Annotated in this window: 12 protein-coding genes; 10 read left to right on the forward strand and 2 right to left on the reverse strand. The window is 69.2% G+C overall.

The annotated features are described in order from the left end of the window. The first annotated feature begins 31 nt into the window (after positions 1-31). Positions 32-322, forward strand: coding sequence for a co-chaperone GroES (groES, locus tag ACYVF3_RS08790; RefSeq protein WP_145744409.1), 291 nt, complete (start codon positions 32-34; stop codon positions 320-322). 121 nt (positions 323-443) lie between these two features. Next, positions 444-2,063 carry a chaperonin GroEL gene (gene groL / locus ACYVF3_RS08795; RefSeq protein ID WP_461153665.1) on the forward strand — a complete coding sequence of 540 codons (1,620 nt, stop codon included), beginning with the start codon at positions 444-446 and terminating at the stop codon, positions 2,061-2,063. 234 nt (positions 2,064-2,297) lie between these two features. Here the strand turns inward: groL and ACYVF3_RS08800 are convergent, their stop codons facing one another. Then, positions 2,298-2,603: a WhiB family transcriptional regulator gene (locus ACYVF3_RS08800; protein WP_093414062.1), complete on the reverse strand. Its 306-nt coding sequence runs from the start codon at positions 2,601-2,603 to the stop codon at positions 2,298-2,300. 199 nt (positions 2,604-2,802) lie between these two features. On the opposite strand from ACYVF3_RS08800, the gene ACYVF3_RS08805 reads away from it, so the two are divergent. From ACYVF3_RS08805 to ACYVF3_RS08820, 4 genes are all read left to right on the forward strand, one after another. Then, entirely contained in the window at positions 2,803-3,927 is a 1,125-nt protein-coding gene (locus ACYVF3_RS08805) for a MerR family transcriptional regulator (RefSeq protein WP_461153666.1), read from the forward strand. Positions 3,928-4,223: 296 nt separating this feature from the next. Continuing rightward, a complete protein-coding gene (locus tag ACYVF3_RS08810; protein ID WP_029536209.1) occupies positions 4,224-4,820 on the forward strand; it encodes a response regulator transcription factor in 597 nt (198 codons plus the stop codon). Positions 4,821-5,316: 496 nt separating this feature from the next. After that, on the forward strand, positions 5,317-5,889 hold the full coding sequence (locus ACYVF3_RS08815; RefSeq protein WP_145744404.1) for a sigma-70 family RNA polymerase sigma factor: 573 nt from the start codon (positions 5,317-5,319) through the stop codon (positions 5,887-5,889). Further along, a complete protein-coding gene (locus ACYVF3_RS08820) occupies positions 5,890-6,960 on the forward strand; it encodes an anti-sigma-D factor RsdA (protein WP_461153667.1) in 1,071 nt (356 codons plus the stop codon). Between the two features lie 135 nt (positions 6,961-7,095). Here the strand turns inward: ACYVF3_RS08820 and ACYVF3_RS08825 are convergent, their stop codons facing one another. Further along, entirely contained in the window at positions 7,096-7,467 is a 372-nt protein-coding gene (locus ACYVF3_RS08825; protein WP_132677023.1) for a DUF5319 domain-containing protein, read from the reverse strand. A gap of 288 nt (positions 7,468-7,755) precedes the next feature. Between ACYVF3_RS08825 and guaB the strand changes: the two genes are divergently transcribed. The 4 genes from guaB to guaA all read left to right on the forward strand — a co-directional run bounded on the left by guaB (position 7,756) and on the right by guaA (position 14,158). After that, entirely contained in the window at positions 7,756-9,267 is a 1,512-nt protein-coding gene (guaB, locus tag ACYVF3_RS08830) for an IMP dehydrogenase (RefSeq protein WP_461153668.1), read from the forward strand. Between the two features lie 216 nt (positions 9,268-9,483). Next, the gene (locus ACYVF3_RS08835; RefSeq protein ID WP_461153669.1) at positions 9,484-10,614 is read left to right on the forward strand and encodes a GuaB3 family IMP dehydrogenase-related protein; all 1,131 of its coding nucleotides are present in this window, start codon (positions 9,484-9,486) and stop codon (positions 10,612-10,614) included. 100 nt (positions 10,615-10,714) lie between these two features. Next, complete coding sequence (locus ACYVF3_RS08840; RefSeq protein WP_461153670.1) at positions 10,715-12,415, forward strand: GMC family oxidoreductase N-terminal domain-containing protein; 1,701 nt, start codon at positions 10,715-10,717, stop codon at positions 12,413-12,415. Between the two features lie 156 nt (positions 12,416-12,571). After that, positions 12,572-14,158, forward strand: a complete 1,587-nt coding sequence (gene guaA, locus ACYVF3_RS08845; RefSeq protein ID WP_461153671.1) for a glutamine-hydrolyzing GMP synthase — start codon at positions 12,572-12,574, stop codon at positions 14,156-14,158. Positions 14,159-14,219: the final 61 nt, after the last annotated feature.

Raw genomic sequence — 14,219 nt, forward strand, 5'->3', positions numbered from 1 at the left:
TTCGAAGGCCCCAGAAGGTGGAGGTCACACCGTGGCGAGCATCAAGCCGCTAGAGGACAAGATCGTCGTCCAGGCGAGCGAGGCCGAGACGACGACTGCGTCCGGCATCGTGATCCCGGACACCGCCAAGGAGAAGCCCCAGGAGGGCAAGGTCTTGGCCGTCGGCCCGGGTCGCATCGACGACAAGGGCAACCGCATCCCCGTGGATGTCAATGAAGGCGACGTCGTCATCTACTCGAAGTACGGCGGAACCGAGGTCAAGTACAACGGCGAGGAGTACCTGATCCTCTCCGCCCGCGACGTGCTGGCCGTCGTCAACTGACGCCCAGATCATCGTGCGCCCACCGAGTGTGGGCACAGCCGCCCCGGCGGTCCCGACCGCGGGACCGCCGGGGCGGCTGCATGTCGGGGATCAGGCACTCTTCTGAAGGGCTGTAGCAAACATGGCTAAGCAGATCACCTTCGACGAGCAGGCGCGCCGTGCGCTGGAAAGCGGCGTCAACCAGCTCGCCGACGCGGTGAAGGTCACGCTCGGGCCGCGCGGCCGGCACGTTGTGCTGGACAAGCAGTTCGGCGGACCGCAGATCACCAACGACGGCGTCACCATCGCTCGCGAGATCGAGCTCGAGGACGCCTTCGAGAACCTGGGCGCCCAGCTCGCCAAGAGCGTCGCGACCAAGACCAACGACGTCGCCGGTGACGGCACCACGACCGCCACCGTGCTGGCTCAGTCGCTGGTCAGCGAGGGCCTGCGCAACCTGGCCGCGGGCGCGAACCCGGCGTCGCTGAACAAGGGCGTCACGCTGGCCGCGGACGCCGTGATCGAGGCGCTGAAGGCCAAGGCCACCCCGGTCAAGGGCCGCGACAACATCGCCCAGATCGCCACCGTCTCCTCGCGCGACGAGGCCATCGGCGACCTGGTCGGCGAGGCCATGGAGAAGGTCGGCGAGGACGGCGTGATCAGCATCGAGGAGTCCTCGACGCTGGCCACCGAGCTCGACCTCACCGAGGGCGTCCAGTTCGACAAGGGCTTCGTCTCCCCGCACTTCGTCACCGACGCGGAGCGCCAGGAGGCCGTCCTGGAGGACGTCCAGATCCTGCTCCACCGGGAGAAGATCTCCAACATCCAGGACCTGCTCCCGCTGCTGGAGAAGGTCGTGGAGTCCGGCAAGCCGCTGCTGATCGTGGCCGAGGACGTCGAGGGCGAGGCGCTGTCGACCCTGGCCGTCAACGCCGTGCGCAAGACCCTCAAGGTCGTCGCGGTCAAGGCGCCGTTCTTCGGCGACCGCCGCAAGGCCTTCATGGACGACCTCGCCATCGTCACCGGCGCCGAGGTCATCGCCCCCGAGGTCGGCCTGAAGCTGTCCGAGGTCGGCCCCGAGGTGCTGGGCTCGGCTCGCCGGGTCACCGTCACCAAGGACGAGACCACGCTGGTCGACGGCCACGGCTCCGCCGACGACGTCAAGGAGCGCGCCTCCCAGCTCCGCAAGGAGATCGAGGCGACCGACTCCGACTGGGACCGCGAGAAGCTGCAGGAGCGGCTGGCCAAGCTGGCCGGCGGCGTCGCGGTGATCAAGGTCGGCGCGGCCACCGAGACCGAGCTCAAGGAGCGCAAGTCCCGGATCGAGGACGCCGTCGCGGCCGCCAAGGCCGCCGCGGAGGAGGGCAGCGTCCCCGGTGGCGGGTCCGCGCTGATCCACGCCGCCAAGTCGCTCGAGGGCAACCTCGGGCTGACCGGTGACGAGGCGACCGGCGTGCAGCTGGTCCGCCGCGCCCTGGAGGCTCCGCTGTACTGGATCGCCTCCAACGCCGGGCAGGAGGGCGCCGTCGTGGTGTCCAAGGTCCGCGACCTGGAGTGGGGTTCCGGCTACGACGCCGCCTCCGGCCAGTACGGCGACCTGGTGCAGACAGGCATCGTCGACCCGCTGAAGGTGACCCGCTCCGCGGTCGCCAACGCGGCCTCCATCGCCCGCATGGTGCTCACCACCGAGAGCGCGGTCGTGGACAAGCCGGAGGAGACCGAGGACGCGGGCCACGGACACGGCCACGGCCACGGTCACTGACCTGCTGTGAGAACCGCCCCTCTCCTCGTCCGGCGCCGCTAGCGCCGTCGGGCGGGGAGAGGGGCGGCTTCGCCGCTCGATGAGCACGAGAGATCGGGGCGGTACCCAGGCTTGGGTACCGCCCCGATCTCTTTCTTCGTCTTCGCCGGGAGCGAATGACGCCCCTCGTGCCATTCGATCCCGGCCCACCTGACCCGCGGTGCTTTCCCCCACCACCGGGTCATGGGATTGGAGTCAGCTGGCTGCGACGGCCAGCTGCTGGCGCTTGCGCGCCTTGATGATGACTTCGCGCTCGGACTCGGACAGGCCTCCCCAGATGCCGTACGGCTCCTGAACCGCCAGTGCGTGCGTTCTGCACTGGGCTAGCACAGGGCAGTGCTGGCACACCTCCTTCGCCTTCGCCTCACGCCTGGCTCGCGCCGGACCTCGCTCTCCGTCTGGATGAAAGAAGTACGCGCTGTCCATCCCCCTGCACGAGCCCCGTATCTGCCAATCCCAGATATCAGCGTTCGGTCCTGGAAGACGTCGAGTGTCTGCCATTGCGACAACCACCTCCCACCGGTGGATCCCCTCCCTTGCTGCGACGGGACCGCCGCAGCCTCGCATGATCCGACCGTAGGACCGAGCCAAAACTTGTTCAACCCCTTTCGCGCCAAAAGCTGTTCATCATTGGTGTGATCCTTGGAAATGGGGTGATCGAAGTCCGACCGGCTTGCCCTCAGCGGGCGAGAACCGGAATATGTCCCGCGTGACGACGCGGCCTGAACCAATTTCCGGGGTGGACACCTCGGACCCGCTCGGCGACGCAGCTGCGGGTGAGACGGAGGTCACGTCGGAGATGTCAGCGCAGGGGCCGGAGGGGATCGCTCTGGACGACGAGCCGAGGCTCAGCGTCGCCGCGGTCGCCCGCAGGCTCGGCGTCGCGCCCGCAACGCTGCGCACCTGGGACCGCCGCTACGGGCTCGGCCCCAGCGATCACACCAGCGGCAGGCACCGGCGATACGGGCCGGGCGACGTGGCCCGCTTGGAGCAGATGCAGCGGGCGCTGCTGCGCGGTGCTTCGCCCATGGAGGCCGCCCGCTACGCCCGCACGGTCGCCGCTCCGCCCCCGCAGCGCGCTGTGGACGGCTCCTCGCCGGAGGGCGCGGGTGCCGAGGGCCCGCTGCTGCTGTCCGGCGTTCTGGACGGCGATGACGACCAGCTCGCGCTGGCCGGGGCCCACACCGGAGGTGGCGGCCTCAAGCTCTCCGGGGCCGGCCCGCGCGTCCGCGGTCTGGGCCGGGCCGCGCTGGCGCTGGACTCGTGGTCGGTGCAGCAGCTGCTGATCGAGTCGATGGACGGCGACGGCGTCGTCCGCACCTGGCAGGAGATGGTGCAGCCGGTGCTGCGCGCCGTCGGCGAGCGCAGGCAGCGCTCCGGCAGCGGCGTCGAAGTGCTGCAGCTGCTCAACGACTGCGTGTCGACCGCCCTGCGCTCGGTGATCGCGCGGGCCCCGAAGCCGGAGAACCCGCGACCGGTGGTGCTCGCGCCGGTCCCCGGTGAGGCCCAGGAGCTGGAGCTGGTGGCCCTGGCCGCGGCGCTGGCCGCGAACCGGGTGGGGCACCGGCTGTTCGGTGCCGCGCTGCCGCGCGAAGGCCTGGCCGCCGCCGTGAAGCGCTCCGCGCCCTCCGCCGTCGTCCTGTGGGCGGATCAGCCGCACTACGCGGCTCCGCGCGTCCTCGACGACATCCCGATCACCCGCCAGCGGGCCCGCGCGTTCGTCGCGGGAGCGGGCTGGTCGCCCGAAGCGCTGCCCGGGCACGTGGAGCTGCTGGGGTCGCTGGAGGCCGCCGTCTCGCGGGTTTCCACGACCGTCCTGGGCTGAGTTGAGCTGGATGTGACCCAAATCACAGAACCTTTTGCGGGCCCGGAAACGATGTTCGTTCGGACGGGCGAAGTGATCGTCACATTCTCAGCGATCGGGTGAACATCGCAGGTATGGCGCGTGGACGAGACCATTCAAGGGGTAACGGGAAGCGCTTGCTCCGTTCCGGTGAACGTCCCCCGCGAGTGTCAGGGACCCCAACTCTGGACGGATTAAGCACCGGATCGTGTCAAGGTTTCGCCCCATGCGTCCGATAGGGCTTGTGGAACGTCACTCGCCTGCAGGAAGGAGTTCCCGTGACGACGGTCTTGATCTGCGATGACCGACGTAGCGTCCGGGAAGGGCTCACTCGTGTGATGTCAGCTGTCCCCGGAGTGAGCCGGATCGATTGCGTCGCGCATGGCGACGAGCTGTTGGCCCGTTTCTCGCGGCAGGCCGTGGACGTCGTGCTGGTGGGAACCCAGCGCGCCGTGCCCAACGGCGTCGAGGCCACGCGCCGGCTCGTTTCCGCGCACCCCCAAGCGAATGTGATCGTCTTCGGTGCCCCCGACGACGCGGCGAGCATCGCCGCGGCCATCGCCGGTGGTGCCCGCGGTTACCTCCGCTGGGACGCCTCCCGGCCCGAACTCGTCGCGGCGTTGGCCCACACGCTGGCCAGCACCTCGGTGCCCGCACCGCGGCAACCGTCCGACCCCGGCGTGCAGCTCACGGAGCGCGAGCTCCAGGTGCTGCGCGGCATGAGCCAGGGCAAGAGCAACGGCCAGATCGGCCGCGAGCTCTACCTCTCCGAAGACACGGTCAAAACCCATGCTCGCCGGCTGTTCCGCAAGCTCGGCGTCCGCGACCGCGCTCAAGCGGTGGCGCACGGGTTCCGCCGCGGTCTCGTCGCTTGAGCCGATGATCAGACGCCACCGGCACGGAGTTGGGGGACGCCGGTGGCCGTCCGACGAGAGTGCCTTCCGGTGAGCTGACGCTTCGGGAGTGGCTATGGCTCGCATCGCGCCGCAGTCGCCGCGTTTCGCGGCGAACGGCGGAGTTTCCGTGATGTGAGCCATAGTCGCCTCCGATCGGTCGGGCTTCCAGGTGCCGGCGGCGAGAACCATCTCCACTCGGCCGTCGCCGCCGCCGCGCACCTTCGGCAGACGTGTGAAGATCGTCTCCGAATCCCTTCCCATGCACCACAAAGACGTCGGTGGCCTCGACGAACGTCACCGACCCCAGCTTCTGGTAGATGTGGATGTGTGACGACGACGGCCCCCGATCCCCGGTCCCTGTTCTGCGAACGCCTCCTGCCCGGTACGGTGACCAGGGCGCAGCGTGCGGTGCACGCGAAACTCGCCGGGCAAATCCGAATCGCTTGAACGCGTAACACCAGGGCTGCTGTCTGCGATGACCAATGTGGGGGACGGGCTGGACGCTCTTGTAAGCGCCGCCGTCGACGGCGATCGTCAGTCGATTGAGCGCTTGCTGGCCGAAATCCGTCCTTTGGTGGTGCGGTACTGCCGCGCCAGGGTCGGACGAAACGAGAGGTCGTTCGCTTCGGCGGACGACGTCGCCCAGGAAGTGTGCCTGGCGGTACTCACCGCGCTGCCCACTTACAAGGACCAGGGTCGTCCCTTCTTGGCGTTCGTGTACGGCATCGCCGCGCACAAGGTGGCTGATGCGCACCGTGCGTCAGCTCGCAACCGTTCTGAACCGGTCGCGGACATGCCGGACACCCCGGAGTCCGACGCCGGTCCAGAGCAGCGGGCGATGCAGGGTGAGCTCTCGGGCAGGATGGCGCAGTTGCTCCAAATCCTTCCGGCCAAGCAGCGGGAGATCTTGCTGCTCCGGGTGGTAGTCGGGCTGTCGGCAGAGGAAACCGCCGAAGCGGTCGGCTCGACACCGGGCGCTGTGCGCGTGGCACAACATCGCGCACTAGCCCGGTTGCGGAAGACGCTGTCCGCGGAGGAGGTGGTCTGAATGGCTGAGCGGAAAGGGCCCGGAGGGGAGCTGGGAGGCGACCCCGCCGAGGAATCCGCCGTGGAGCAGGACCGTTCGACCCATGCTGACGAGCGGGACTCGGCTCCCCTTGAGGGATCCGCAGGCGAAGGAACGGAACTGAGCGAGAACCACCGGGACTCCGGCTCGGACGAGCCCGAGGACTCCCGCGAAGAGGCCGGTGCCGAGGTGCTGACCTTCCGCCCGCGCGGTGACGCGGACGAGGAGCTCGGTGACCTCGACGACTTCAGCGATGAACCGATCGACCTGGCCGCGCTTCAGGAGGACGACGCCCTCCTCGACGCGCTGGGCGGGACGAACCCCGACGTGCCCGCAACGGGCGGCGACGGCCCCAGCCTGGAACAACTGCTGGTGGCGTGGCGTCAGGACGTCGATTCGGCTCCGATCGGTGACCTGGTGGACACGGACACCGCCGTTGCGGCGATCGCCGAGGTCGGAAGGCCGCGCAGCTTCCTGCGGCGCAGGCACCTCGTCCCGGTGGCCACCGCGGCAGCGGTTCTGATGATCACGTTCACGGGTGTCGGCGTGGCCGCGCGGGACGCGCAGCCCGGCGACATGCTGTGGGGCGTCGCCCAGGTGCTCTACAACGATCACACCACCGCCGTGCAGGCGGCGGCTTCGGCTCGGTTGGACCTCGCCACGGCGGAGAGCGCCGTGAACGACGGGCACTACGCCGATGCCGAGGAGAGCATGCGGTCGGCGAAGGAGTCGATGCAGCAAGTCGACGCCGAGCACGGCCTGTCCGAGCTCAGGGCTGCGCACGAGTCGCTGACCAAGCGCATCGGTGAAGGCGAAGGAGACTCGTCGCAGTCCTCGACGCCCACCACGACGCTGCCGCCGACGACTCAGCCGTCCCCGTCGCAGCCGCTCCCGCCGGACCCGGGCATCCCGCCGACGGACAGCACCACTCCGCCGTCGAGCACCACCGGGCCGACCTCGCCGACCACGTCGCCGAGCGAGACCAGCAGTTCGGAGACCACTTCGGGCGGCTGGTTCTGGCCGCCGAACCAGCCCCAGACCTCAACACCGTGATCGCAGCGAAGGACTCCCTGTTTCCTTGAGAGAGGGAGTCCTTCTGCGTGGTGGTGATGTCGTGTGGGTGGGGAAGTTTTCATGAAAGCTTCCCCACCCACACGACATGCGGATCAGCCTGGAAGAAGAGACGCGCTAGAGAGCGGTTTCGCTCTCCGTCATCCCGTCTGCGTAGCCTCGGCAGTACTCCCAGGTGACGTACTGGCCCGGATCCGGGTCGAAGGCCGGTTCGTGGGGGCGCATGCGGCCGTCGTGCAGGAGCTGGGAAAGGCTGGAGCGCAGCAGCTCCCAGTCGTGGTAGTGGCACTCGCCGCAGTCCGCGCAGTCCACCACGATGCCCCGCACACCACGGGGTTCGAGCAGCGCCTGGTAGACGGCCAGATCGGTCAGGTCGGCGAGCAGCTCGGCGCGCTCCTCGTCGCCGAGCGGCGGACCGTCCTCGGCGTCGTGATCACCGAGTGCCATGCTCGGATCTTCCGGGTCACCCGCGAACGGGTCTGGTGGCATCGGATCGTGCGGCACGGCCCGCACGGTACCGGGCGCATCGCCCGCGCGGGGCTCTCGGGGCTGGTTTCACACGCCTGCGGACGCGGCCCGTGGTCTGGGGCACCTCTGCCGGGACGGGGCAATCGCGTTCTGACCTGTGGTCTCTATCATCTGGGGAATCCCGTATCCCGTCACCGCGTTGCTCATCAGCACAAGCTGACTCCCGCGACGCGATCGCCGTGGTAATCCCAGCAAGCCGCACCTTGAAGGTTTGTGGGCCATATCGTGAAGGAAGGCACATCCCTCGCCATGACCAGCGAACTCTCCGCACCCGGCCTCCCCTCGAAGTTCGCGACGCTGGGTCTGACCTTCGATGACGTGCTCCTGCTCCCCGACGAATCGGACGTCATCCCGAGCTCGGTGGACACCTCGACGCAGCTCTCGCGCAACATCCGCCTGCGGGTCCCGCTGCTGTCGGCGGCGATGGACACCGTCACCGAGGCCCGGATGGCGATCGCCATGGCGCGCCAGGGCGGCGTCGGCATCCTGCAGCGCAACCTGTCCGTCGAAGAGCAGGCCTCCCAGGTGGAGGTCGTGAAGCGCTCCGAGGCCGGCATGGTGACCGACCCGGTGACCTGTTCGCCGGAGGACACCCTCGCCGAGGTCGACGCGCTGTGCGCCCGGTTCCGGATCTCCGGCGTCCCGGTGACCGACCCGGACGGCACGCTGGTCGGCATCATCACCAACCGCGACATGCGCTTCGAGGTCGACTACACGCGCAAGGTCCGCGAGGTGATGACCACCGCGCCGCTGATCACGGCCCAGGTCGGGGTCACCGCAGACGCCGCGCTCGGCCTGCTGCGCCGCAACAAGATCGAGAAGCTGCCGATCGTCGACGGCGCGGGCAAGCTGCGCGGCCTCATCACCGTCAAGGACTTCGTCAAGACCGAGCAGTACCCCAGCGCCACCAAGGACCCCGACGGCCGCCTGCTGTGCGGCGCCGCCGTCGGCGTCGGCGCCGACTCGCACGAGCGCGCGATGGCCCTGGTCGACGCGGGTGTGGACGTGCTGATCGTGGACACCGCGCACGGGCACTCCCGCGCGGTGCTGGACACCGTCTCGACCTTGAAGAAGGAGCTGGGCAACTCCGTCGACGTCATCGGCGGCAACATCGCCTCCCGCGCGGGCGCGCAGGCGCTGGTGGACGCGGGCGCGGACGCCGTCAAGGTCGGCGTCGGCCCGGGCTCGATCTGCACCACCCGCGTGGTCGCCGGCGTCGGCGTCCCGCAGATCAGCGCGATCTACGAGGCGAGCATGGCCTGCAACCCCGCCGGCGTTCCGATCATCGGCGACGGCGGCATCCAGTACTCCGGTGACATCGGCAAGGCCATCGCCGCCGGTGCCAGCACCGTCATGCTCGGCAGCCTCCTGGCCGGAACGGCCGAGTCGCCCGGAGATCTGGTGCTCGTCAACGGCAAGCAGTTCAAGGTCTACCGGGGCATGGGTTCGCTCGGCGCGATGCAGTCGCGCGGACAGGCCAAGTCCTACTCCAAGGACCGCTACTTCCAGGACGACGTGCTCTCCGAGGACAAGCTCGTCCCCGAAGGCATCGAAGGCCGGGTGCCGTTCCGCGGCCCGCTGTCCCAGGTCGTCGACCAGCTCGTGGGCGGACTCCGCTCCGGCATGGGTTACACCGGTGCCACCACGATCCCGGAGCTGCAGGACGCGAAGCTCGTGCGGATCACCGCAGCCGGCCTCAAGGAGTCCCACCCCCACGACATCACCATGACGGTCGAGGCCCCCAACTACACCACCCGCTGATCACCCCGTCACCTGAGCTGATGCCAATTTCTTAGGTATTTGGGCATCACCCGGGTGACATGCAAATACTTAAGAAATTGACGCCAGCCCTACGCAGCGTGACCGGTTCGGTGCGTGGTGGTGCGGGTGTGTGGTGATGGGGGACCCGGGCGGCGGGGGTTCTGTGCTTGCGGAGAGAATGTTTCGCTGGACATTCGCCGCTAGGAGGGACTCACGGTGCGGGATCAGGTTGAGATCGGCATGGGCCGGACCGCGATGCGCGGCTACGACTTGGAGGACGTCGAGATCGTGCCCTCGCGGCGCACGCGTTCGTCCAAGGACGTGTCGCTGGCCTGGCAGATCGATGCCTACCGCTTCGACATCCCGGCGATCATGCACCCCACCGACGCGGTCGTCTCGCCCGCGTCGGCCGTGCGCATGGGCGAGCTCGGCGGGCTGGGCGTGATCAACGCCGAAGGCCTGTGGGCCCGGCACAGCGACGTCGAGGACAAGATCGCCGACGTCATCCGCCTCGCCGAGGAGACCAGCGACCTGGAGGCGCCGATCGCGCGCCTGCAGGAGCTGCACGCCGCCCCGCTCCGGCTGGACCTGCTCACCGAGTCCCTCAAGCAGGTCAAGGACTCCGGGGTCACGGTCGCCGCGCGGGTCAGCCCGCAGCACGCCGAGGAGCTGACCCCGGACCTGCTGGCCGCGGGCGTCGAGATGCTGTTCGTGCAGGGCACGATCATCTCCGCCGAGCACGTGGCCCGCGACGGCGAGCCGCTGAACCTCAAGCGCTTCATCAACGAGCTCGACGTGCCCGTGGTGGCCGGCGGTGTCGGTGACTACCGGACCGCGATGCACCTGATGCGCACCGGCGCGGCCGGTGTGATCGTCGGATTCGGCCAGTCCCGGGCCGCCACGACCACCCAGGTCCTGGGCATCGGCGTGCCGATGGCCACCGCGATCTCCGATGCTGCCGCTGCCCGCCGCGACTACCTCGACGAGACCGGTGGCCGCTACGTGCACGTCATCGCCGACGGCGCGCTGTCCTACTCCGGTGACATCGCCAAGGCCATCGCCTGCGGCGCCGACGCCGTGATGCTGGGCGAGGCGCTGAGCGAGTCCACCGAGTCGCCCGCCCAGGGTTACTACTGGACCTCCGCCGCCGCGCACCCGAACCTGCCGCGCAGCGAGATCGTCGGCTTCGCCGGCACCGACGCGGACCTCGAAACGCTGCTCTTCGGCCCCAGCAGCGACCCGTACGGGACGCTGAACCTCATGGGCGGTCTGCGCCGCGCCATGGCCAAGACCGGTTACCGCGACCTCAAGGAATTCCAGAAGGTCGGCCTGATGCTGCGCGGCTGAGGCCCGATCCCCGCGGTGTGGGAGGGCAGCGGAACCTGCCCTCCCACCACCCGGAACAGGGGCTAGCTACTGCCGAGTAGCTTCATCTAGTCTGTCGCGCATGGCACAACGTGGTGGTAGCGGTACCGATTTCGACGTGGTGGTCATCGGTTCAGGCTTCGGTGGCAGCGTCGCTGCCCTGCGCCTGACCGAGAAGGGCTACCGGGTCGCGGTGCTCGAAGCGGGGCGCCGGTTCTCCGACGAGGAGCTCCCGAAGACCTCCTGGGACCTGCGCAAGTTCCTGTGGGCCCCGCAGCTGGGCTGCTACGGCGTGCAGCGGATCCACATGCTCCGCGATGTGCTCATCCTGGCCGGTGCCGGTGTCGGCGGTGGATCGCTGAACTACGCCAACACCCTCTACCGGCCGCTCAAGCCCTTCTACCAGGACTCGCAGTGGGCGCACATCACCGACTGGGAGTCGGAGCTGGCGCCCTACTACGACCAGGCCACCAAGATGCTCGGCGTGATCGAGCAGCCGTCGGAAACCCCGCACGACGTGGTCATGAAGCAGGTCGCCTCGGACATGGGCGTGGCCGACACCTTCCACCGCACCCCGGTCGGCGTGTACTTCAACGAACCCGGCCGCACCGACGCCGACCCCTACTTCGGCGGAGCGGGACCCGCGCGCACCGGCTGCACCGAATGCGGTGCCTGCATGACCGGTTGCCGGGTCGGCGCGAAGAACACGCTGATCAAGAACTACCTCTACCTCGCGGAGCAGGCGGGCGCCGAGATCTTCCCGCTCACCACCGTCAACCGGCTCGGCAAGGCGCGCGACGGGCGCTGGCGCATCGCCACCTCCCGGACCGGCGCGAAGCTCAACCGCAAGCCGAAGATCTTCAGCGCCGACCAGGTCGTGGTCGCCGCCGGGACCTGGGGCACGCAGAACCTGCTGCACGGCAGCGTCGACAACGGGGACCTGCCCAAGCTCTCCAAGCGGCTCGGGAAGCTCACCCGCACCAACTCCGAGGCGATCATCGGATCGCAGGTGGCGAAGCTGAACCCGGAGCAGGACTTCTCGACCGGTGTCGCCATCACCTCCTCGTTCCACCCTGACGAGGACACCCACATCGAGCCCGTCCGCTACACCAAGGGCGCCAACGCCATGGGACTGCTGCAGATCCCGGCGACGAAGGGCGGCCAGGGCTCGCGGTGGAAGCAGCTCGGGAAGTTCCTCCGGGAGAACCCGCTGCTGTCGCTGCGGATGCTCTCGGTGCGCAACTGGAGTCAGCGCACCGTGATCCTGCTGGTCATGCAGAGCCTCGACAACTCGCTGAGCACCAGCGTGAAGCGGTTGTTCGGCAAGCGGTTCCTGACCTCCGAGCAGGGGCACGGCTCGCCGAACCCGAGCTACATCGAAGCCGGTGAGCGCGCCAACGACATGGTCGCCGAGAAGATCGGCGGCATCGCCGGAGGGACCTGGGGCGAGATGTTCGACATCCCGCTCACCGCGCACTTCCTCGGTGGCTGCGCGATCGGCGACAGCCCCGAGACCGGAGTCATCGACCCGTACCACCGGGCGTGGGCCTACCCGACGCTGTCGGTTGTCGACGGCTCGGCGGTCAGCGCCAACCTCGGCGTGAACCCGTCGCTGACCATCACCGCGCAAGCCGAGCGCGCGTTCTCCCTGTGGCCGAACAAGGGCGACGCCGACACCCGGCCGGACCAGTCCGAGGGCTACCGCAAGGTCACCCCGGTCGAGCCGAAGTCCCCCGCTGTCCCGCCGACGGCACCCGCGGCCCTCCAGCTCCCGCTCGTCTAGGAACCGCTGGGCACCGCTGACGGCTCCCGCGACCGCGGGGGCCGTCAGCGGTGCGCGCCGTCCGGCGGGCCAACGCCGGGGCGATGCGGTTGTGGCCCCGGTTACCTGCGACAATGACCGGACCGCACTGCGATGGCCAAGGAGGTCGGCGACCACGTGTCCGGTTCCGCAAGCAACAGCGCCAACGGGCCTGTTCTCGTTGTCGACTACGGCGCCCAGTACGCGCAGCTGATCGCTCGCCGCGTGCGCGAGGCGCAGGTCTACTCCGAAGTCGTTCCGCACGACACCCCGGTGGCCGAGATCGCCGCCCGCAACCCCGCAGCGATCGTGCTGTCCGGCGGACCCTCCAGCGTCTACGCCGATGGCGCGCCTCAGGTCGACCCGGAGCTGTTCAACGCCGGCATCCCGGTGTTCGGCATCTGCTACGGCTTCCAGGCCATGACCTCCGCCCTCGGCGGAACCGTCGAGCACACCGGCACCCGCGAGTACGGCCGCACCGAGGTCTCCATCAGCGGAGACGGTGGCCGCCTGCACAACGACCTGCCCGGGCACCACCCGGTGTGGATGAGCCACGGCGACTCCGTCAGCAAGGCGCCCGAGGGCTTCCAGGTCACCGCGGGCACCAAGGACACCCCGGTCGCCGCCTACGAGAACGTCGAGCGCCGATTCGCCGGCGTGCAGTACCACCCCGAGGTCGTGCACTCCCCGCACGGCCAGGAAGTGCTGCGCCGATTCCTGCACGAGATCGCCGGAATCCGCCCCCAGTGGACGACCTCGTCCATCGTGGACGACACCGTCACCGCGCTCCGCGAGCAGATCGGCGACCGCCGCGCCATCTGCGGCCTCTCCGGAGGTGTGGACTCCGCCGTCGCCGCCGCGCTCGTGCAGCGCGCCGTCGGTGAGCAGCTGACCTGCGTCTTCGTCGACCACGGACTGCTGCGGGCAGGTGAGCGCGCCCAGGTCGAACGGGACTTCGTGGCCGCCACCGGCGTCCGGCTCGTCACCATCGACGCCGTCGACCGCTTCCTCGGCGCCCTCGCGGGGGTCACCGATCCCGAGGAGAAGCGCAAGATCATCGGCCGCGAGTTCATCCGCGTCTTCGAGCAGGCCGCCCGCGACCTGCAAGCCGAAGCCGGCGCCGCAGGCGAGCAGATCGACTTCCTGGTCCAGGGCACCCTCTACCCCGACGTGGTCGAATCCGGCGGAGGCTCCGGCGCCGCCAACATCAAGAGCCACCACAACGTCGGCGGCCTGCCCGACGACCTCCAGTTCTCCCTCGTCGAACCGCTGCGCGCGCTGTTCAAGGACGAAGTCCGCCGAGTCGGCCTCGAACTCGGCCTGCCCGAAACCATCGTGCACCGGCAGCCGTTCCCCGGCCCCGGCCTGGGCATTCGCATCATCGGCGAAGTCACCGGCGACCGGCTCGAAACCCTCCGCGCGGCCGACGCCATCGCCCGCGAAGAGCTCACCGCCGCCGGCCTCGATCGCGACATCTGGCAGTGCCCCGTCGTGCTGCTCGCCGACGTCCGCTCCGTCGGAGTCCAGGGCGACGGCCGCACCTACGGGCACCCCGTCGTGCTGCGTCCGGTGTCCAGCGAAGACGCGATGACCGCTGACTGGACCCGGTTGCCCTACGACGTGCTGGAGCAGATCTCGACCAGGATCACCAACGAGGTTTCTGATGTGAACCGGGTGACTCTTGATGTGACGTCCAAGCCGCCGGGGACCATCGAGTGGGAGTGAGCGTCCTTTGTGGACGTTCTTCGGTTGACGGCTCCGTGGCCGTTCTGCTTAGCGGTGCGGC

Source organism: Saccharopolyspora tripterygii (genome assembly GCF_054778355.1).